Annotated in this window: 17 protein-coding genes and 2 pseudogenes; 10 read left to right on the forward strand and 9 right to left on the reverse strand. The window is 69.6% G+C overall.

Annotated features, from left to right (window positions below; genetic code table 11):
• Positions 1-173 precede the first annotated feature (173 nt).
• Entirely contained in the window at positions 174-1,388 is a 1,215-nt protein-coding gene (locus SACE_RS13530) for a bifunctional 3,4-dihydroxy-2-butanone-4-phosphate synthase/GTP cyclohydrolase II (RefSeq protein ID WP_011873825.1), read from the forward strand.
• Between the two features lie 111 nt (positions 1,389-1,499).
• Here the strand turns inward: SACE_RS13530 and SACE_RS13535 are convergent, their stop codons facing one another.
• A complete protein-coding gene (locus SACE_RS13535; RefSeq protein ID WP_143538138.1) occupies positions 1,500-1,997 on the reverse strand; it encodes an ATP-binding cassette domain-containing protein in 498 nt (165 codons plus the stop codon).
• 484 nt (positions 1,998-2,481) lie between these two features.
• Here SACE_RS13535 and SACE_RS13540 point away from each other — a divergent pair, with 484 nt between their 5' ends.
• Together SACE_RS13540 and SACE_RS39210 are read left to right on the forward strand one after the other, a co-directional pair.
• Positions 2,482-3,897 carry an LLM class flavin-dependent oxidoreductase gene (locus SACE_RS13540; protein ID WP_009947810.1) on the forward strand — a complete coding sequence of 472 codons (1,416 nt, stop codon included), beginning with the start codon at positions 2,482-2,484 and terminating at the stop codon, positions 3,895-3,897.
• A 53-nt stretch (positions 3,898-3,950) separates the two neighbouring features.
• A pseudogene (locus SACE_RS39210) lies at positions 3,951-4,352 on the forward strand (alcohol dehydrogenase catalytic domain-containing protein); the annotation flags it as partial.
• A 336-nt stretch (positions 4,353-4,688) separates the two neighbouring features.
• Here SACE_RS39210 and SACE_RS13545 read toward each other — a convergent pair.
• A pseudogene (locus SACE_RS13545) lies at positions 4,689-5,603 on the reverse strand (aspartate aminotransferase family protein); the annotation flags it as partial.
• A 422-nt stretch (positions 5,604-6,025) separates the two neighbouring features.
• Between SACE_RS13545 and SACE_RS13550 the strand changes: the two are divergent.
• The 3 genes from SACE_RS13550 (at position 6,026) to SACE_RS13560 (ending at position 10,215) form a co-directional block, all read left to right on the forward strand.
• A complete protein-coding gene (locus SACE_RS13550) occupies positions 6,026-7,609 on the forward strand; it encodes an alpha/beta hydrolase (RefSeq protein WP_009947808.1) in 1,584 nt (527 codons plus the stop codon).
• Between the two features lie 109 nt (positions 7,610-7,718).
• Positions 7,719-9,647, forward strand: coding sequence for a S9 family peptidase (locus SACE_RS13555; protein WP_029621746.1), 1,929 nt, complete (start codon positions 7,719-7,721; stop codon positions 9,645-9,647).
• Positions 9,648-9,753: 106 nt separating this feature from the next.
• Positions 9,754-10,215 carry an NUDIX hydrolase gene (locus SACE_RS13560; protein WP_011873828.1) on the forward strand — a complete coding sequence of 154 codons (462 nt, stop codon included), beginning with the start codon at positions 9,754-9,756 and terminating at the stop codon, positions 10,213-10,215.
• A gap of 72 nt (positions 10,216-10,287) precedes the next feature.
• Here SACE_RS13560 and SACE_RS13565 read toward each other — a convergent pair whose 3' ends face one another.
• Complete coding sequence (locus SACE_RS13565) at positions 10,288-11,031, reverse strand: MerR family transcriptional regulator (RefSeq protein WP_009947804.1); 744 nt, start codon at positions 11,029-11,031, stop codon at positions 10,288-10,290.
• Between the two features lie 230 nt (positions 11,032-11,261).
• On the opposite strand from SACE_RS13565, the gene SACE_RS13570 reads away from it, so the two are divergent.
• From SACE_RS13570 to SACE_RS13580, 3 genes are read left to right on the forward strand one after another with little or no spacing between them, the layout of a single operon-like run.
• Entirely contained in the window at positions 11,262-12,122 is an 861-nt protein-coding gene (locus tag SACE_RS13570; RefSeq protein WP_009947803.1) for a p-hydroxycinnamoyl CoA hydratase/lyase, read from the forward strand.
• A gap of 20 nt (positions 12,123-12,142) precedes the next feature.
• The gene (locus SACE_RS13575; protein WP_011873829.1) at positions 12,143-13,636 is read left to right on the forward strand and encodes an acyl-CoA synthetase; all 1,494 of its coding nucleotides are present in this window, start codon (positions 12,143-12,145) and stop codon (positions 13,634-13,636) included.
• A 41-nt stretch (positions 13,637-13,677) separates the two neighbouring features.
• A complete protein-coding gene (locus tag SACE_RS13580; protein WP_011873830.1) occupies positions 13,678-14,139 on the forward strand; it encodes a MarR family winged helix-turn-helix transcriptional regulator in 462 nt (153 codons plus the stop codon).
• 33 nt (positions 14,140-14,172) lie between these two features.
• Here the strand turns inward: SACE_RS13580 and SACE_RS13585 are convergent, their stop codons facing one another.
• The 4 genes from SACE_RS13585 to SACE_RS13595 all read right to left on the reverse strand — a co-directional run bounded on the left by SACE_RS13585 (position 14,173) and on the right by SACE_RS13595 (position 16,084).
• Positions 14,173-14,892 carry a WD40 repeat domain-containing protein gene (locus tag SACE_RS13585; protein ID WP_021341614.1) on the reverse strand — a complete coding sequence of 240 codons (720 nt, stop codon included), beginning with the start codon at positions 14,890-14,892 and terminating at the stop codon, positions 14,173-14,175.
• Positions 14,889-15,068, reverse strand: coding sequence for a trypsin-like serine peptidase (locus SACE_RS37625; RefSeq protein WP_143538139.1), 180 nt, complete (start codon positions 15,066-15,068; stop codon positions 14,889-14,891). The genes SACE_RS13585 and SACE_RS37625 overlap by 4 nt, the downstream gene beginning before the upstream one ends.
• A gap of 197 nt (positions 15,069-15,265) precedes the next feature.
• Positions 15,266-15,643: a PH domain-containing protein gene (locus SACE_RS13590; RefSeq protein WP_009947797.1), complete on the reverse strand. Its 378-nt coding sequence runs from the start codon at positions 15,641-15,643 to the stop codon at positions 15,266-15,268.
• Between the two features lie 111 nt (positions 15,644-15,754).
• Entirely contained in the window at positions 15,755-16,084 is a 330-nt protein-coding gene (locus SACE_RS13595; protein ID WP_009947796.1) for a winged helix-turn-helix transcriptional regulator, read from the reverse strand.
• A gap of 278 nt (positions 16,085-16,362) precedes the next feature.
• Between SACE_RS13595 and SACE_RS13600 the strand changes: the two genes are divergently transcribed.
• Positions 16,363-17,118: an imine reductase family protein gene (locus SACE_RS13600; protein ID WP_231850000.1), complete on the forward strand. Its 756-nt coding sequence runs from the start codon at positions 16,363-16,365 to the stop codon at positions 17,116-17,118.
• 47 nt (positions 17,119-17,165) lie between these two features.
• Here the strand turns inward: SACE_RS13600 and SACE_RS13605 are convergent, their stop codons facing one another.
• Both SACE_RS13605 and SACE_RS13610 read right to left on the reverse strand, forming a co-directional pair.
• A complete protein-coding gene (locus SACE_RS13605) occupies positions 17,166-17,849 on the reverse strand; it encodes a DUF3159 domain-containing protein (protein WP_009947794.1) in 684 nt (227 codons plus the stop codon).
• Positions 17,850-18,056: 207 nt separating this feature from the next.
• Complete coding sequence (locus SACE_RS13610; RefSeq protein ID WP_009947793.1) at positions 18,057-19,352, reverse strand: cytochrome P450; 1,296 nt, start codon at positions 19,350-19,352, stop codon at positions 18,057-18,059.
• Positions 19,353-19,680 lie beyond the last annotated feature (328 nt).

Below are 19,680 nucleotides of genomic sequence, written 5' to 3' on the forward strand. Positions count from 1 at the left end.
TTGACGGAGGTCTGCCCGGATGTCATCCTCGGTGAACGTAACGTTCGTATTCTGAACGCCGTGGTTGGATGCGTTCGTCGCGTGAGTCGAGACATCGAGTGCAGGGGCCGGTCTCGCGCAGCGACGTGCTGAGCGCTCAGCCGCGCGCGATAGACCCGTGCAGGAGAAGACCGATGCCCTCGTCGAGCATTGCTGAAGCCATCGCCGCGCTCTCGGCGGGCGGGAAGGTCCTCGTCGTCGACGACGAGGACCGGGAGAACGAAGGCGACCTGATCATGGCCGCCGAGCATGCGACCACCGGCGACGTCGCGTTCTTCCTCGAACACACCTCGGGCTTCCTGTGCGTGGCCATCGACGAGGACCGCGCCGACGACCTCGAACTGGACCTGATGGTCGCGGCCAACACCGAGAGCCAGGGCACCGCCTTCCTGGTCAGCGTCGACTACCGGCACGGCACGACCACGGGCATCAGCGCGGGGGACCGCGCGAAGACCATCCGCGCGCTCGCCGACCCGCGGCTCAGGCCCGCCGACCTGGCCCGGCCCGGCCACGTCATGCCCTTGCGCGCCAAGCCCGGCGGGGTCCTGCGTCGCACCGGGCACACCGAGGCGGGCGTGGACCTGTGCCGCATGGCCGGGTTGAGCGGTGCCGCACTGCTGTGCGAGATCGTGACCCCCGACCGGCGGCACATGATGCGCCGGCCCGAGCTGGACGGCTTCGCCGCGCGGCACGACATCCCGATGATCTCGATCGCCGCGCTCGTCGAGTGGATGCGCGACCACGGCGGCGATGTCCGGCGAACCGGCCAGGCCACGATCCCCACCGACCTCGGAGCCTTCCGGGCGATCACCTACCAGTCCGAGCCCGACGGCGTCGAACACCTCGCGCTGGCGATGGGCGAGGTCGAAGGCGCCGACGACGTTCTCGTCCGGCTGCACAGCGAGTGCCTAACCGGCGACCTCATCGGGTCGCTGCGCTGCGACTGCGGTGCGCAGCTGCGCATGGCCATGGAAACCATCGCCGCCGTCGGCCGGGGAGTCATCGTGTACATGCGGGGCCACGAAGGACGGGGAATCGGTCTCGGGCACAAGCTCCGCGCCTACCAGCTCCAGCAGTACCAGGGCATGGACACCATCGAGGCGAACCGGGCTCTCGGGCTGCCGGTCGACAGCCGCGACTACATCCCCGCGGCCCGCATCCTCGCCGGGCTCGGCATCACCTCGGTGCGCCTGATGACCAACAATCCCGACAAGTGCCGAGCGCTCACCGAGTGCGGGATCACCATCAGCGAGCGCCTCCCGCTGGAAGCCGAGCCGAACGAGCACAACACCCACTACCTGGCTGCAAAGCGCGATCGCATGGGACATCTGCTCCAGCAGCTCGCCTGACCCGCCTTCCCGGGGACCGCGGGCCGAGCACCGCGATCGAGGCGACGGCAGCGTGATCACGCGAAGGTGCGAGGGGGCCAGGCGTCCTGGCCCCCTCGCGTCCCGCAGCGGCTAGGGCGTGGTGAAGGCGGCGACCGCCTGGGGGTTCTGGTCGGCCCACTGGCGGGCGGCCTGGTCCTCCTGTCCGTGGGGAGCCCGCGCGACCGAGTCCATCAGGGAGGACATCTGGGCGTCGTTCAGCTTGAGCTTCTTGATCGTGGCGGTGAGGTCGGGGAAGTCCTTGGCGAAACCGCGCCTGCCGGGGACCAACCGGAGTTCCTTGCGGGACATCGCGGTGATGTCACGGCCGTCCACGTGGACGTGACCCGAGGTCGGGCTGAGCAGTCCGTTGAGCATCCGGATCAATGTGGACTTGCCGGAGCCGGACAGGCCCATGACCACGAAGGTCTCGCCCTGCCGCACCTGGAAGCTCGCATCGATCACCGCGGCGGTCACGCCTTCCGACCGCAGGTCCTCGGTCGTGGTGGAACCATTTCGCAGTCGTCGGGTGGCGTCTTCGGGATTCGGCCCGAAGATCTTGTGCAAATTCTCAACGCGTATCTCGGACACGCTTCCTTCTCCGGTCGTCGTTGCTCGCCACCACCTCGGCCGTTCATGGCTGATGGATCGTGATGACAGCGGTGGATCCGCGGTGTGCGCGGTCGTGCCGACCGTGCCGGGTTCGAGGCGCGGCCTCGTGACCGTCGTCGGCGGGAAGGCGGGCCGCACCGGGGCCGGTCCGCGTGCTCCTGGGCGGACGAGGCGTCAGGGCCGCTTGTGATTGCGTTCACTTAGTGGAGATGTAGTCCGAAATACTGCGACTGGGGTATCGGCCTGTCAACACCTCGGTCGATGCCGAGTGCGGAGAAATGTCCTGACATGGTCCGGAGGCGCGAGACTGCATAGTCCGGCTGAGGCGGCTCCGCGGTCGCCCCCTTGACGTGCCGGGTAGCCGGAGACACAATCGCCTGTGTTCACTAATTGAACAATACGTTCATTAAGACCATTGGGCCTCGATCCGTTCTGAAGGCCGGGTCCTCACCAGGGAGGCGCGATGAGCGACCGTCCGTTCAAGCTGTTCGCGTTCGATGTTCAGGCTCCGGCGCACCTGACCGCCGGTTCCTGGCGCAACGGGGACGACCAGGGGCACCGCTACGCGGAACTGGGCTACTGGACCGATACGGCGAAGCTGCTGGAGCAGGCGTGCTTCGACGGGATCTTCCTCGCCGACACCGTCGGCTACCACGACGTCTACGCGGGCTCGCCGGATGCCGCGATCCGCGACGCCGCGCAGTTCCCGATCAACGACCCGGCGCTGCTGGTGTCGGGGATGGCCGCGGTCACCGAGCACCTGGGCTTCGGGGTCACCAGCTCGCTGACCTACGAGCAGCCGTACTCGCTGGCGCGGAAGTTCAGCACCCTCGACCACCTGACCGGTGGACGGGTCGGGTGGAACATCGTGACGTCCTACTCGGAGTCGGCCGCGCGAAACCTCGGTCTGGGCAAGCAGATCCCCCACGACCGGCGCTACGACATGGCCGAGGAGTACATGCAGGTCTGCTACGGGCTGTGGGAGTACTCCTGGCAGGACGACGCGGTCGTCCGCGACCGCGAGTCGGCGACCTATGCCGAGCCCGGTCGCATCCGCCCGATCAACCACGAGGGGGAGTACTTCCAGGTCCCGGGTTTCCACCTGTGCGAGCCCTCGCCGCAGCGCACCCCGGTGCTGTTCCAGGCGGGTGCGTCGTCGCGAGGGGTGGCCTTCGCGGGAACGCATGCCGAAGCGGTGTTCATCAACACCATGACCCCCGAGCTGACCCGGCGCAGCGTGGACAAGGTCCGCAAGGCTGCCGCGGACGCGGGTCGTGACCCGCGCAGCGTGCTGATCACCGCGTTGATCACCGTCGTCGTCGCCCCGACCGATGCGCAGGCGCAGGAGAAGTACGAGTCCTACCTGCGGTCGGTCAGCTACGAGGGAGCGCTGGCTCGGTTCGCCGGATGGACCGGCATCGATCTTTCCAGCTACGACCCGGACATGCCCTTGCGCTACGTCGAGACCGACGCCTCGCGGTCCCTCATCGAGATGTTCTCCAAGGCCGACCCGAGCCGGACGTGGACTCCGCGCCAGATCGCCGAGTTCCTGGGCATCGGCGGCACCGGTGCGGTCGCCGTCGGGTCGCCGCAGACCGTGGCGGCCGAGCTGCGCCGCTGGCAGGAGGTCGCCGACATCGACGGCTTCAACCTCAGCTACACCAGCAAGCCGGCGAGCTGGGTCGAGTTCATCGACCTCGCGCTGCCCGAGCTCCGCCGCCAGGAGCTCGTCAACGAGGACTACGACCGCAGCGCCGTCACCCTGCGGGAGAAGCTGTTCGGCGCGGGCCGGAACCTGACCCGGCCCGACCATCCCGCCTCCGCGCTGCGCGGCCTGCCCGACGATGCCTCGCAGCACGCGGCGAGTGCGCTCGTCTGATCAACGGCTGCGCTGAAACGGCGGAGGGAGCCGAATTCTTGTTGCCAACGACGATGGCCGCCGTCCTGCTCACCGGGCATGGCGGACTGGACAAACTCGAGTACCGGACCGACGTGCGGGTTCCTCACCCGAAGCGCGGGGAGGTGCTGGTCCAGGTCGCCGCCGCCGGGATCAACAACACCGACGTGAACACCCGGATCGGGTGGTATTCGAGGGCCGTCACCGCTGAGACCGGTCAAGGCGGCGCGGGCGGGTTCGACACCGTCGACGACGTCGATGCCACTTGGTCGGGTGCCGCTCTCGAGTTCCCGCGCGTCCAGGGTGCCGACGTCTGCGGTCGCATCGTCGATGTGGGCGAGGGGGTCTCGCGCGATCGCGTCGGCGAACGCGTCCTCGTGCGGAACATGTTGCGCACGCCGGTCGGCTACCGGCCGTTCGAGTGCTGGACCTTCGGCAGCGAATGCGACGGCGGGTTCGCGCAGTTCGCGGTCGCGCCCTCGCAGGAGGCGCATGCCGTTCGTTGTGACTGGAGCGACGAGGAGCTCGCGGCTGTACCGTGCGCCTACTCGACTGCGGAGAACATGTTGCACCGCGCCGGGGTCGGGGCGGAGCGGGTGCTCGTCACAGGTGCCTCGGGCGGAGTCGGACTCGCCGCCGTCCAGCTCGCGAAGCGCCGCGGTGCCACGGTCATCGCGGTGTGTGCTCGGCCGCGCGTTGCGGGCACCGCCGTACGCGCGGTCGTGGATCTCGTGGCCTGCGAGCACCGCCGAGATGGCCGTCTTGCCGCCTCCGAGGGCCTTGGCCAGCGTGACGATGTCGGGGGTGACCCCGGCGTGCTCGAAGGCGAAGAACCGGCCTGTTCTGCCGACACCGCACTGCACTTCGTCGGCGATCCACAGCACCCCGTAGCGATCGCACAACCGCCGGACCTGCTCCAGGTAGCCAGGCGGCGGCAGCACCACTCCGGCACCGCCCTGCACGGTTTCCAGGATCAGCACGCCGATGCCGCGCTCGCGGCGCAGCAGTTCCTCCAGCGCCGCGGCGTCGCCGAAGGGCACGGCCTGGCGGCGAGGCAGGACTTCGAAACGTCCCCGGTAGAACTCCGAGTCGGTGACCGACAACGCGCCGATCGTCTTGCCGTGGAAGGAGTTGCGCGCGTATGCGACCTTGGCGCGGCGCGGGCCCTGTGCGCGTTCGGCGAGCTTGAGGGCGGCCTCCACCGCCTCCGAACCGCTGCAGTAGAGCATCACGCGGTCCAGGCCCTCCGGCGCCAGCGTGGCCAGGTTCCGAGACAGAGCGGCGACGTACTGCGACGGCAGGGTCAGCGCGAGCTCGTGGCGCTGCTGCTCCTGGAAGCGCCTGCGGACCGCCAACACGCGCGGATGGTTGTGCCCGAGTGCCATCGCGCCGAACCCGCCGAAGAAGTCGAGGATGCGACGGCCGGAACGGTCCACGTAGTACACGTCCTCGGCGTGGTCGATGGTGATCCGGTCGAATCCCAGCAGTGCGAACGCCGTCCACTGGCCCGGGCTGATGTGCTGCCGGTAGATCTCGGCGACCGTGTCCTGACCGAGCGAGGCCGCCTCGTCGACGCTGAGCAGCTTCGGGTGCGCGGGAACCAGGTGTTCGGTGATGGACACGGTGACCTCCGAGGTGAGCGCGTCGTTCGGTACACGCACCTCGGTCCCGCTGGCGTTGCCCCCCACACGACTCGCGGGCGTGTCGTCTCCGCACGGTTACCCAACGCGGTCGGCGAGTTAACGTCCGTTCATCAAGATCTCGGCGCACGCCCTCCCATCGCTGACCGCGCTGCTTCGTTCCCGTGTCAGCTACCAGTGCGAATACCAGCCGATGCCGGCGTACTCGACTACCTGTTCGCCGACCACTCCGGCGGGGGAGAAGCCTGGCGGCCTGTTTCTCGACGACCTGTGCGAACGCGGCTGTACGGGGGATGCGCCGCCTGCACACCGGCTCGCGTCCACCGCGCCTCACCAGGTGACCGCGCCGCGCTCTTGACCATGCCCCAAGGGCACGGGGTGGAGTGGTGGCCAGCAGGAGCGATGGGGGACCAGTAGCCGGGAGGCTGGAAGTGGATCGAAGTCGTAGCGCGGGCCGAAGTCCCGCCCTGTTGGTCGTCATCGGCCTGGCCGGTTCGTTGGCGGGGGCGCCGGCCGTGGCCGCAGACCGGAGCAACGAGCCACCGGTGCAAGTGCAGTGGGGCGCGTGCCCCGCGGATGTCGCGGCCGACGCGCCCGAGTTGCAGTGCGCCACCGTGCCGGTACCCCTGGATTACGGCAAACCTGAAGGCACTCAGATCGAGATCATGGTGTCGCGACGGGCCAGCGAGAATCCGAGCAAGCGGCGCGGCGTGTTGCTGCTCAATCCGGGTGGTCCGGGCGGGTCCGGGTTGTCGCAGCCGGCGGATCTGGTTGCTCTGGGCGCGCCCGCCAGCGTCCTGGACAGCTACGACCTGATCGGCACGGACACCCGCGGCATCGGGCACTCGTCGCCCGTGAGCTGCGGCTTCACCGCCGACCAGGATTATTACGGCAACATCCCGCCGTACGCGGCTGACGACGCCGCGGTCGCCGAGCAGGCCAGGAGGGCCAAGGCGGTCGCCGACCAGTGCGCGGCAAATGACCGCGACGGGCGGATGCGCCACCTGTCGACGGCGAACATGGCTCGCGACATGGACCGGATCCGGGCCGCGCTCGGCGAGGAGAAGGTCAACTACTTCGGGCTGTCCTACGGGACGGCGTTGGGCGCCGCGTACGCCTCGATGTTCCCGGAGCGCTCCGACCGGATCGTGCTCGACAGCAACATCGGCGACACCTTCCTCGATCGCGACGGAATGCGCAGGTTCGGTCCGGGGGCCGAGCAGACGTTCCCGGACTTCGCGAAATGGGCCGCGGCGCGACACGACGCCTACGGTTTGGGGCGCTCGCCGGAGGAGGTGCGGAGCACCTACTTCGCGCTCGCCGAGCGACTTGATGCGACTCCGGTGGCCGGAGTCGACGGTCCCGTCTTCCGGTTGGCCACGTTCGTGGGGCTCTACCGCGAGGCGAGCTACGCGCAGCTGGCGCAGCTCTGGCAGTCGGTGCGCGACTCCGACGAGGAGGCGGTCCGGCGGCAACTGGCCGAGAACGGGCCTGTCGGCGCGCGGTCCGGCCCCGGCACGCCGGCGCCGGCGGCGGAACCGGCGGAGGCCGACAACGCTTGGTCGGTGTTCCTCGCGGTGACCTGCAACGACGTCGGCTGGTCCGAAGATGTCGAGACCTACCGGCGCGCCGTCGCCGAAGACCGGGGGAAGTACCCGCTGTACGGCGCGGCCAGTGCCAACATCCTGCCCTGCGCCTACTGGCGGCACGAGCCTGCCGAGCCGCCGGTGCGGATCGGCGACGACGGTCCGAGCAACGTCCTGATCCTGCAGAACCTGCGCGATCCGGTCACGCCGCACCGCGGCGGAGAGATGCTCCGGGAGAAGTTCGGGCAGCGGTCCCGGTTGGTGAGCGTCGACGGGAGCGGTCACGGCGTCTACGTCTACGGCGACAATCCCTGTGCGCTGAACGTCACGACGGACTACCTGGTCGACGGCGAGCTGCCGGATCGGGACACCTTCTGCGGGGCCTCGCCGAACTCCGGTCTGGCACTCGACCGCGATGACCAGCAGCGGCGAGCCGAACTCCTCGACCGGCTACAGCACACACCCTGAACGCGGATTCGCGCGGCTGCTCCGTCTGTAGGGCGGAGCAGCCTTCCAAGTGCTCGACGCTGAGCGCACCGTCCACACACGACACTGCCACCCCTGATCGGAGCACTGGATGACCGAGGTACCGAGCCGAGGAACCCTTCCGAAGCCGGTCGATGTGGAGGAGTTCTTCGCCGACCCGGTGTTCTCCGGTGCGTCGATCTCGCCGGACGGGACGAGGATCGCCTACCTGGCGCCGAAGTGCGGTCGCACGAACGTGTGGGTCCGGGGGATCGACGAGGAGCACGAGAACGCGGTGTGCGTCACGCACGACGCGCGGCGCGGCATCAGGACCTACTACTGGACCGACGACCCGCGCTGGCTGCTGTACCTGCAGGACACTGACGGCAACGAGGACTGGCACCTGCACCGGGTCGACCTCGACGCGCCCGACGAGCCGGCCGTCGACCTGACTCCGATGCCGGCGGGATCGCGCGTGTTCGCCGCCGAGCCGATGAAGTCGGTCCCCGCAAGCGTGTTGGTCTGGATGAACCGCAGGCCGATGTTCATCGACCTGTTCCGGATCGACGTCGCCTCCGGCGAGACGACACCGCACCTGGAGCAGCCCGAGCCGGGCGACAACATGCTGGTCGGCCGGGACGGCGAGGCGGCGTTCTACTCGGTGCCGGCCGACGACGGCGGCTACGAGTTCCACGCGGTCGACCCGGGGACGGGGGAGAAGCGCTTCCTGCACCGGATGGGCGGCCCGGAGTACCCGTTGGGGGTGCCTCTGCAGATGGTGACGCCCGATGGGAAGGGCCTGCTGGTCGGCGCCTACCAGGACTCCGACGATCTGCGGCTCGTCCGCATCGACCGGGAGACCGGCGAGGAGACCGTGGTCGCGGCTGTGGAGGGGAGCAGCCTGTGCACCATGGGCCTGGCGGACCCACGGCTTCCTCCCACCCTGTTCATCAGCCGGCGAACCGGGGAGGTCATCGCGGCCCGCTTCGTCGGCGACCGGCCCCGGATCGAGGTGCTGGACCCGCACTTCGCCGAGGTCCACGCCGAACTGGAGAAGCTTTCCGACGGTGTGCTGCACACGGTGTCCTCCGACGAGTCGGAGCGTCGCTGGGTCGCGTCCTTCATCCACGACCGCGAGCCGAAGACGACCTGGTTCTACGACCACGGCACCGGTGAGAGCCGGCTGCTGTCGCGCCCGCACCCGCACCTGGACCCGGCCGACCTGGCCCCCATGACGGCGGTCCGCTTCCCCGCCCGCGACGGGCTGCCGCTGCACGCGTTCCTGACGCTGCCGGTCGGAGTCGAACCGGAGAACTTGCCATTGGTGCTGCTGGTGCACGGCGGGCCGTGGATGCACGACTCGTGGACCTACAACCCGACGGTGCAGTTCCTTGCCAACCGCGGCTACGCGGTGCTGCAGGTGAACTTCCGCGGCTCATCGGGCTACGGGAAGCGGCACATCACGAGTGCGATCGGCGAGTTCGCCGGGAAGATGCACGACGACCTCATCGACGCCGCCGACTGGGCGGTGGCGCAGGGCTACGCCGACCCCGCCCGCATCGGCATCGCCGGCGGCTCCTACGGCGGCTACGCGGCGCTCGTCGGCGTGACGGTCACCCCGGACCGCTTCGCGGCCGCGGTGGACTACGTGGGCATCTCGGACCTGGCGAACTTCATGCGCACCCTGCCGCCGTTCACCAGGCCGTCCATGGCCAACAGCTGGTACCGCTACGTCGGCGACCCCGAGGACCCCGCCCAGGAGGCCGACATGCTGGCCCGCTCGCCCATCACCATGGTCGACCGGATCCGCACCCCGCTGTTGGTCGCCCAGGGCGCCAACGACGTCCGCGTGGTCCAGGAGGAGTCCGACAACATCGTCGAACCCCTGCGCGCACGGGGTGTGCCCGTCGAGTACCTCGTCGCCGACGACGAAGGCCACGGTTTCGAGAACCCCGAGAACCAGGTTCGGCTGCACCGCGCGATCGAGCGGCACCTCGCCGAGCATCTCGGCGGCCGCCGCGACACCGCGGCCCCGGCGTAGTGGTCGGCGTGCGGCGGTCCGGCGAGGGGTCTCGTCGGGTCGCTGCGGAGCCGGCCGCGACTATGGATCACGGATGTCCGGATACGGTGCGGGAATGAGTTTGCGGTTGGCTGCATACGCTGTGTGCATCGATGACGGGCGGGTCCTGGTCGCCCACTGCGCATCACCGACCGGCGAGAGCAACTGGACCCTTCCGGGCGGCGGGGTCGAGCACGGGGAGGATCCGTTCGACGCGGTGATCCGGGAGGTTGCCGAGGAGACCGGCTGCGAAGCGGTGGTCGAGCGCCTGCTGGGCGTGGATTCGAGGGTGATCCCCGTGGCCGAACGCCGCGTGCCCAGCCCGCTTCCGCACCAGAACGTCGGTGTCTTCTACCGGGTCCGGATCACCGGCGGCGAGCTACGGCCCGAGCCGAACGGTGAGACCGCCGAGTCGGTGTGGACGCCGATCCCCGACGTCGCGCACCTTCGCCGGACATCACTGGTCGACGTCGGTCTCGCCCTGGCACGGACCGTTCCGCCAACCGGCCATGTCGCTCCCGTTCCGGTCGGCGGCCTGATCCAGCATTGAGGACGGAACCACGGGCATGACTGGTCCGTGGATCATGCGATGGGCTCGCGGAGCGACTCCACCTATCCGTGACTACGCCGGATCACGCGGCGCCGCCCTGCGGTTCTCCTCGAGCAGGGCGTTGACGCGCCGCAGGACATCGAGCTGGGCGGGGTTGTACAACTCGGCGAGTGCCTGGCCGACGACCGACATGGTGAGCGCCTGTCCCTGCGGTGCTCCTGCCGACGGATCTTCCAGCGACGGGTGGTCGCGATACTGCTGGAGGATCTCGGGGATGTAGCGTTCGGCCAGCTGTTGCCGGGCTGCCTCGCTCGCATCCGCGGGCAGGGCGTCGAACTCCGCTGCGACCGGTGTGCGGGGCGCCGAGTTCAGCTCCTGCAGAGCGGCCATCGTCGAGGGCCCGAAGACCCGGGAGTAGAGCAGCAGGAGCGACCGGTCGGCATCGGGTGTCTCGGCATCGATCCAGTCGAAACCCGGCGGCAGTTCGGCCAGGGCCCGGCACCGGATGATCAGGGCCAGTTCCTCGCGCATCCGCTGCTGACGTTCGATGCTCGCCGCCAGTTCGGCATCGAGAGTGCGGAGCACCTGCTCGGCGTTCTCGTCCGACTCCTCCATCGCGGCGATGTCGGACAGCGGCACCCCCAGGTCGACGAGCCGGCGGATCCGCAGCAGCCGGATCAGATGCCTGATCCGGTACTGCTTGTACCCGTTCGCCGCTCTTCGCGGTTCTTCCAGCAGTCCGATCTCGTGGTAGTGGCGGACGGTTTTCAGCGTTGTGCCTGCGAGTTCGGCCAGCTGACGCGTGCTCCACGCCATCGGACTCCCCCAACCTCCGGTGCTTTGTCCGTTTCCGACGCTCGCGACGATAGTGCCCGACGCGGATCGTCATCAGCTTTCCTGAGGCTATTCGGGTGACAGGAGCTGCTTCTCCTTGATCCTCTGCGGGCTCCTCCTTCATGCTCGCGGCGAGTTCATCAGGGTTCCTGATGATTGTCACCGCGTGCCGAGTCCGGTCGCCACGACTTCCGGACGAGAAAGGACCGTGCATGTCCACACCGACCACCGACCCCGGGACCACCACGACCCCGTGGGGCGACACGGTGCTCGTCGACTTCGACGACGGCATCGCCTGGGTCACGCTGAACCGGCCCGAGAAGCGCAACGCCATGAACCCGGCCATGAACGACGAGATGGTGCGCACCCTCGACGCCCTCGAGGCCGACCCCCGCTGCCGGGTCATGGTGCTGACCGGCGCCGGCGAGTCGTTCTCCGCCGGCATGGACCTCAAGGAGTACTTCCGCGAGGTCGACCAGACCGCCGACCCGTCGGTCCAGATCCGCGTCCGCCGGGCCAGCGCGGAGTGGCAGTGGAAGCGGCTGGCCCACTGGTCCAAGCCCACGATCGCGATGGTCAACGGCTGGTGCTTCGGCGGTGCCTTCACCCCGCTCGTGGCCTGCGACCTGGCCATCTCCGACGAGGAAGCGCGCTACGGGCTGTCCGAGATCAACTGGGGCATCCCGCCGGGCGGTGTCGTCAGCCGCGCGCTCGCCGCGGCTGTCAGCCAGCGCGACGCGCTGTACTTCATCATGACCGGCGAGACCTTCGACGGGCGCCGGGCCGAGGGGATGCGGCTGGTCAACGAGGCGGTGCCGGCCGAGCGGCTGCGCGAGCGCACCCGCGAGCTCGCGCTCAAACTCGCCTCGACGAACCCGGTCGTGCTCCGCGCGGCGAAGGTCGGCTACAAGATCGCCCGGGAGATGCCCTGGGAACAGGCCGAGGACTACCTCTACGCCAAGCTGGAGCAGTCGCAGTTCCTCGACGCCGAGCGCGGCCGGGAGAAGGGCATGGCGCAGTTCCTGGACGACAAGTCCTACCGGCCGGGGCTCTCGGCCTACTCGACCGACTGACCTGCGCGGGAGGCGCGACGATGCGTGACGAGGGACTGGGCTCCTGGCCGGCGCGGCGGGCGCGGATGACCCCGGGCCGGGTGGCGCTGGTGCAGGGCGAACGCCGGGACACCTACGCCGACCTGGCCCGCCGCACCGCCGCGCTCGCGCGGGGGCTGCGCGGGCTCGGGGTGCGGCGCGGCGACCGGGTCGGCTACCTGGGCCCCAACCACCCTGCCTACCTGGAGACGCTGTTCGCCTCGGCCTCGCTCGGGGCGGTGTTCGTGCCGGTCAACACCCGGCTGGCGGCGGCCGAGCTGGCCTACGTCCTGGCCGATGCGGGGGTGTCGGTCCTCGTCCACACCGCCGCGGCGGGGCACCTGGTCGACGCCGCGGCGTCGCCGGTGCTCCGCGAGCGCCTCGTGGTCGACGAGGACAGCTACGAGGACGTGGCGGGCGGGACGGGCGAGCCGGTCGCCGAGCCCGTCGGCCTCGACGACCCCTGCCTGATCATGTACACCTCGGGGAGCACCGGGCGGCCGAAGGGCGCGGTGCTCAGCCACGGCAACCTGACGTGGAACTGCGTCAACGTCCTGGTGGAGTCGGACCTCTCCGGCTCCGAGGTCGCACTCGTGGCGGCCCCGCTGTTTCACACCGCCGCCCTCGGCATGACCTGCCTGCCGACGCTGCTCAAGGGCGGCACCGTCGTGCTCATGGAATCCTTCGAGCCCGCCGTGGCGCTCGAGCTGATCGCCCGGCATCGCGTCACCCTGCTGTTCGGGGTGCCGACGATGTACGACGCGATCGCCGCGCAGCCGAGCTGGGAGAGCGCGGACCTCTCCAGCGTGCGCACGCTGCTCTGCGGCGGGTCCCCGGTCCCGGACGCGACGATCCGCCGCTACCTGGACCGCGGCCTGGTGTTCGTCCAGGGGTACGGGATGACCGAGACATCGCCGGGGGTGCTCATCCTCGACCCGGACGCGGTCCGGACGAAGGCGGGTACCGCGGGTGTCCCGTCCTTCTTCACCGACGTGTCGGTGGTCGATCCGTCCGGGAACCCCGTGGCCGCGGGGGAACGCGGCGAGATCGTGGTGCGGGGACCGAACGTCATGCTCGGCTACTGGAACCAGCCCGACGCCACCGACGAGGCCCTCTCGGGCGGGTGGATGCACTCCGGGGACGTCGCCACCGTGGACGAGGACGGATACATCACCATCGTCGACCGGATCAAGGACCTGATCATCTCGGGTGGGGAGAACGTCTACCCCGCCGAGGTGGAGTCCGCTCTGTACGAGCACCCCGCCGTGGAGCTGTGCGCGGTCGTCGGAGTACCCGACCCGAAATGGGGGGAGGTCCCGCGCGCGGCGGTGGTCCTGCGCCCGGGGGCCGGCGCCACGGCCGATGAGCTCCGCGACCACCTGCGCCGCCACCTCGCCGCCTACAAGGTGCCCAAGCAGGTCGACTTCTGGGACGACCTGCCGCGCACCGGGGCCGGGAAGATCCGCAAGCAGGCCGTGCGCGAGAGGTTGGCGTGACACCCGGGTTCGCGGCGGAGCCGGTGCGGGATGATCGGGCGGTGTCGCGCGATGGCCTGACGGAGCCGCTCACCCTCTACCTGGTCAAGCGCCTGGAGCAGGTGATCCGGGCGCGGATGGACGAGGCGTTGCGCCCGCACGGCCTGACGACGCTGCAGTTCACCGCGCTCACCGCGCTGCGCCGCCGGGACGGGCTCTCCTCGGCCCAGCTCGCCCGGCGCTCGTTCGTGACTCCCCAGACGATGAACGAGATGGTGCGCTGGCTGGAGAAGCACGGGCACATCGAACGCCGGCGCGACCCGGACAACCGGCGCGTCCTGCTGATCACCCTCACCGAGTCCGGGCGGTCGCTGCTGCGGCGGTGCGATCCGCTGGTCGAGGCGATCGAGGCCGAGATGCTGGGTGCGGTCCCCGCGGTCCAGCACCCGCTGTTCCGCCAGAGCCTGCAACTCGGCTACACCGCCCTGAGCGCGGTGGACCGAGCGGAATCCGCTGGTACCTGACCGACCCCGAACCCCGGTGGCTGTTGAGGGAGGTCAGCTCGCTGGGCAGACCGGACGGGTCGGGGCGGGAACGGGCAGGGGCGCGCGTTCGGCGTCGGTGAAGCCGCGGTGACCGATGGCTTCGCAGAGGCCGCGCTGCCACACGGCGGGGTCCAGTGCCAGCGGCCCGCCGACGCCGTCCTCGTCGGCGTAGAGGACGGTGCTGCCGTCCCTGGAGGCGCTGATGAACGAGTACGGGGTGGTTTGCCTGCTGCCGTCGGGGCGGCCGAACTCGTAGGAGTCGACGGGCGGCGGAGTGCCGATCTCGTAGATGCGCACGGCGTTGTTGGCCGCGATCAGGTAGCGGCCGTCCGGCATGAACCCCGCGTACCACGGGGTTCCGCCGATGTCGGTGAGGCTGTAGAGCGGGCCGATGTCCCTGCGGGGCGGGTCGCGTCGCCACAGTTCGACGACGCTCCCTTGGCGGAGCAGGGCGAAAGCGCGGCCATCGCGGTCGAACTGGACGCCGAGGTGATCGGCGGCGGTCACGGTTCCGGTGACGCGTCCGGTGGTCAGATCGACGATGCGGATGGTCGGGTCGCCGAAGATGGTCACCGCGAGCTGGTTCTCGGCCGGGTAGACGCGGATGCCCATTCGCTGCTCGGGTGGTGTCCCATCGCTCGCGGGAGGCAGCAGGGTGGCGGCGTCGAAGCGTGCGAGCTGACTGCCGGTGCGCGGATCCCACTGCTGCACTTGCGTTCCCGAGTAGGTCACCAGGTTTCCGTGGTCCCGAGCGGAGCCGCACGACCATCACCGGCCACCACATGCGCACAGGTCAGCGCATACCGCTCGGCGACCAGGAAACCCAGCCCCGCGGCCCGGCCCGCCGGATCGAACACCCGCAGCACTGCCGCGTCCAGAACCCCGGCCCCGGAACCAGAAACCGCCACTTCCCGCCTCCGCCGCTCACCAGTGCCGTCGGAAGACCACGCGAGTTCCCCGGGCACCGAAGTGATCTAGCTGGTCAACGCCAGGTCAACTGCGGTCCCGTCGTGGCCGAACGGCTGAGTTCGCGGGCAGAGCCATCCGACTGGAGTAGCCGACGGTGATGCGAGCAGATCGGCGGATGGCGTGCTCTGCGCCTTGGTCAGCGCGCTACGTAAGCGCTCATGAGGGCCTGGACCTCGTAGACGTCGACTCCCTTGCCGAACTGCTTCGTGATCGGTTCGGGTGTGCCGGAAAGCCAGATCTTCAGCTCGGCGTCGAGGTCGAAGGTGCCGGCGGTCTCGACGGAGAAGTGGGTGATGCTGCGGTACGGGATCGAGTGGTACTCGACCTTGCGGCCGGTCATGCCCTGCTTGTCGACGAGGATCAGGCGCCGGTCGGTGAAGAGGAACGAGTCCCGGATCAACTGGTAGGCGGCATGGACCTCCTCCCTCGGCGCCAGCAGGCGCCCGAACTCCTGCGCCGCCACCTGGGGTTCGACGCGCGAGGCGTTGCCCATCATTCCGTCGAAAAGTCCCATGCACGCACTCCTTGACGTAGATCCGATGCCGTGCGACCACAGTAACCGGAACGTCGGATGTCCGACATCGACCCTCGTCGGGGGCTGATGCCGAGTCCCGTTCAGCCGAGGTCAGGGAAGTGCCTCGATTCGCTCCATGTGTTCCTCGCCCCATTCTCCGAGGGGCGCGAGCGCGGTGTTGAGGGAGTGGCCGAACTCGGTCAGCGAGTACTCCACCTTGGGCGGAACCTGGTGGTGGACCTCGCGGTGCACCAGGCCGCCGGCCTCCATCTCCCGGAGCTGCAGGATCAGCATCCTTTCGCTGATGCCGGGCACCACGCGCCTCAACTCCCCGAAGCGCAGCGGTCCTTCGCCGAGCGAGAACAGGACCAAGCCCTTCCACTTGCCGCCCATGACGGCGATGGCGGCGTCGAGTCCGCACGTATAGGTCCGCTTGGACATCAGCGCGCTCCTACTGACAAGAATGTGGGAACCGAACAGAATTGTAGGTACTTGATCGAATGTGCGCGGTCTTCCAGGATGAAAAAGGGCACCGCGCCGGAAGATTCTGTCCGTGATTTCCGTGGCTGCCCGACGATCCGACTGCTGACTGGAGTGACGCATGACCGGGGACGACCGCACACCTGTGACCGTCATCGGCCTGGGTTCGATGGGCCGGGCGCTGGCCCGGGCACCCGACGACGGTGTGGAACCGCACGCCGTCCAAGGCCGCGACTCTGGTGGCCGAAGGGGCCGTTCAGGCCGGGGAGGTGGCGGCCGCGGTCGAGGCGAGTCCGCTCGTCATCACATGTCTGACCACCTTCGAGGACACCCGCACCACCCTGGAGCCGGCCGCGTCCGCACTGTCCGGGCGTGCGCTCGTGACGTTGAACAGCGGCTCGCCCGCCGATGCCCGTGCCATGGCCGTCTGGGCGACCGGCTGCGGCGCGCGATTCCTGGCCGGAGCGGTCAAGAACGTGCCGGCGGCCGTGGGAGCGCCGGACACGCTGCTGTACTACAGCGGTGACAAGACGGTCTTCGACGAGTACGAGACGACGCTGAAGGTGCTGGGCGGCGATACCGTCCACCTCGGGGACCAGTCCGACCTCGCCGCCCTGTACGAGATGGCGGTGGGCGCCATGCTGCTGCCCGCGCTGGTCGGCTTCTTCCAGGATGCCGTGGCCGTGCAGGCGCGCGGGCTGGACGTGAGCAGCATGGTGCGGTTCGCGGGAAAGTGGCTCGACATGATCAAGTCCCTGCTGCCCGTCTACGCCGAGGAAATCGACGGCGGTGACTACACCGATGCCGCCTCCTCGGTGAACCTGTTCCTCGCGGGCGCGGCCCACGACAGGGACCTGACCGAGGAGACGAACGTCGACACGGCCTGGCTGGCCCCGCTGCACGACCTGCTGGAGCGGGCGGCTGCGGCGGGCCACGGCGACCACAGCATCGCGGCCCTGACCGAAGTGCTCAGGAAGTCGGCGCAAACGGCGTAACAGCACAGTGAGCTCGTCTGCTGCGGTCTCGTCCGCTGGGGCTGCGGCTACGTCCGGTGGGGGACGAGCCGCTTGGTGGTCCGGCGGAACGCCCAGACCACGACCAGCGCGGCCAGCACGGTCAGCGGGGTGCCCATCGCGACCTTGGCGACGGCCAGCCAGGTGGTGGAGTCGGCGAGGTAGAGCCACTGCTTGACCACGAACCGGGCGCCGAAGACGGCCGCCGCGAACAGCGTCGCGACGTCGTGTGCGGCCAGCGCGACGCGGTCGGAGCGCCAGTCGTGCCTGCCGCCGTGCATCAGGTTCCACACGACGCCGGTCAGCGGGCGACGGACCAGCACGGAGCCGAGCGCGAAGGCGAAACCCACCAGGGAGGCCCAGATCCCGATCACGAAGAAGTCCTTCGCCGACCCGGTCCAGGCGACGATGCCCACAGCGACCGCGAGACCGAGCATGCCCCCGATCGCCGAGCTGAAGCGTTCCCCGTGCAGCAGCCGGAACCCGGTCAGCGCCAGCCCGACGCAGATGGAGACGCCTATCGTCATGGGCAGCGGAAAGAACGCGTTGGCCACCACGAAGACGACGACCGGGACCGTCGAGTGGACGAACCCCATCGGGCCGCCCATCTGGTCCAGCAGGGTGGGCGTCTTCTCGGCGGCTGGGGGGTCGGTGGTCGGGAGGGTCGCGGTCGGGGTCTCGTCGTCCAGGTCGACCCGGCTCTGCTCCGTCATGGTCGTGCCGTCCTTCCAAATGGTGTGCGGGCGTGAGACGAGGAAAAGCCGTGCCGCAGCGGCACACTCAAGCCCGTCGTGACGCGGACCACATATGGCTGTGGTCGTCCGCTCGGGGAGGAAGAACCGAGACAAGTCCGCCGCGTCAACCGCGGAGGCACAGCGTGGCGTTCCCGCACTGCCGGGGTGTCCGCCATGCCCAGGAGGTCAGGGGGTCCGGGGCGTGAAGCGGGCGCGGAACCCTTGCGGGAGCAGGAGGTCGTGGAACTTCGGTGCGCAGGTTTCCGTCGTGGGGCGGATTTCGTGGTTCCGGGTGAGCCAGTGGGCGGCCAGGCACAGCTGGATCATGCCCAGTTGGGTGCCAACGCAGACGCGGGGGCCCGCCCCGAACGGGATGTAGGTGTGGCGCTTCGGGGTTCTCGCCGGGTCCAGCCAGCGGTCCGGGGTCAGCTCGTCCGGGTCGGTCCACCAGCGGGGGTCGCGGTGCATCAGGTAGGGGCTGAACATCACGTGGTCGTCCGGGCGCAGCTGCCACTCGCCGAGGGTGGTCCCGCGGCGGGCCGTGCGGCCGATCAGCCAGGTCGGCGGCCACAGGCGCAGGACTTCCTTGACCACCGCCTCGGTCTGCGGCAGCGCCGACAGCGGCGGTGCTTCCTCGCCTGGCCAGGCCGCCGCTTCCTCGGCGACGCGGCGGTGCAGGTCGGGCCGGGACGCCAGCGTCCACACCAGCCAGGTCAGCGCGGTGGCCGGCACTCCGAACGCGGCCAGCATGATGCCGCGGAGCAGGAGCTGCACCTGCTGTTCGGTCAGCTCCGGCTCGCCCGCCGCGAGCAGCACGTCCAGCAGGTCCTGCGGGTGGTCGGCGGGCGGCTTGTCGCGGCGCCGGTGGATCCGTTCCGTCACCGCGTTTAGCGTGCCCTCGCGCGCCCGCAGGAAGCGGCGGATGTGGCGGGACGGCCACCAGGCCGGGAACAGCTGGGAGCTGCCGCCCAGCGGCTCGATCGCCCGCACGTTCTCGGTGAGGATCTCGGCCATGCCGTCGGCGTCGGCGCCGAGGCAGAAGTCGGCGGTCGCGAGGCCCGCGAACCGCTCCATGACGGGCAGGACATCCACCGTTTCCCCGCGTGTTTCGGCGAGGGTCTGCTCGAACAGCAGCCGCAGACGGCCCGCGTGGGCCTGGGCGACAGCCCGGTTGAGCCCGTGCCAGCCCTTGCGCCGGGCCGTCATCCACGCCTGGGCGTCCGCCGCGGCGCGCTCGGGGTCGATGCGGGTCGCCAGCGGGACGCTCTCGCTGTGGAAGTCGTCGTTGGTGCGGGTGAGCAGGTCGTGCACCAGGCCGGGGTCGAGCACCACGATCGTGCGCTCGTCGAAGGAGAAGACGTCGCCGTACTCCTGCCGGCAGCGGACCAGGAACGCCATTCGGTCGCGGTCGTAGTCCAGCGTGTTGCCGACCAGCCAGCGGCCTTTCGGCCCGGGTGGCCGCACCGTGCGTGTGCCGAGCATGCCCTGCCCTCCGCGCGCGGGCGGCGGTCGGACGACCACCGCCCCCGCGACCGCCTCAGTTCGTGCTGATCCAGTAGGTGTAGAAGCCGCCCATCCGGGTCTTGCCGACCAGCCGGGCGGTGATGTGCCGGAGGTAGCTCTTCATTCCGTCCTCCTTGATCCGTGCGATTGCTCGACGGTTCAGTCTGACCATTCGAACCGGGACTTCCAGCGCCCCAACGGTCTAACTTGCGTCGCGAAGCAGACGGGAGTCGCCGGCCGTGCGCGCTTGTTCAAGCGCGGTCCGGACTTGCCCGTCTGCCGGAACTGTTCGGCCTACACCGCAACG

Source organism: Saccharopolyspora erythraea NRRL 2338 (assembly GCF_000062885.1).
Taxonomy (GTDB): domain Bacteria; phylum Actinomycetota; class Actinomycetes; order Mycobacteriales; family Pseudonocardiaceae; genus Saccharopolyspora_D; species Saccharopolyspora_D erythraea.

Excerpts from the sequence above, each read along its gene's own strand:
- SACE_RS13530 (WP_011873825.1), top strand. The coding sequence starts at position 174 with ATGCCCTCGTCGAGCATTGCTGAAGCCATCGCCGCGCTCTCGGCGGGC.
- SACE_RS13540 (WP_009947810.1), top strand. The coding sequence starts at position 2,482 with ATGAGCGACCGTCCGTTCAAGCTGTTCGCGTTCGATGTTCAGGCTCCG.
- SACE_RS13555 (WP_029621746.1), top strand. The coding sequence starts at position 7,719 with ATGACCGAGGTACCGAGCCGAGGAACCCTTCCGAAGCCGGTCGATGTG.
- SACE_RS13565 (WP_009947804.1), bottom strand. The coding sequence starts at position 11,031 with ATGGCGTGGAGCACGCGTCAGCTGGCCGAACTCGCAGGCACAACGCTG.
- SACE_RS13570 (WP_009947803.1), top strand. The coding sequence starts at position 11,262 with ATGTCCACACCGACCACCGACCCCGGGACCACCACGACCCCGTGGGGC.
- SACE_RS13575 (WP_011873829.1), top strand. The coding sequence starts at position 12,143 with ATGCGTGACGAGGGACTGGGCTCCTGGCCGGCGCGGCGGGCGCGGATG.
- SACE_RS13590 (WP_009947797.1), bottom strand. The coding sequence starts at position 15,643 with ATGGGACTTTTCGACGGAATGATGGGCAACGCCTCGCGCGTCGAACCC.
- SACE_RS13595 (WP_009947796.1), bottom strand. The coding sequence starts at position 16,084 with ATGTCCAAGCGGACCTATACGTGCGGACTCGACGCCGCCATCGCCGTC.
- SACE_RS13605 (WP_009947794.1), bottom strand. The coding sequence starts at position 17,849 with ATGACGGAGCAGAGCCGGGTCGACCTGGACGACGAGACCCCGACCGCG.
- SACE_RS13610 (WP_009947793.1), bottom strand. The coding sequence starts at position 19,352 with ATGCTCGGCACACGCACGGTGCGGCCACCCGGGCCGAAAGGCCGCTGG.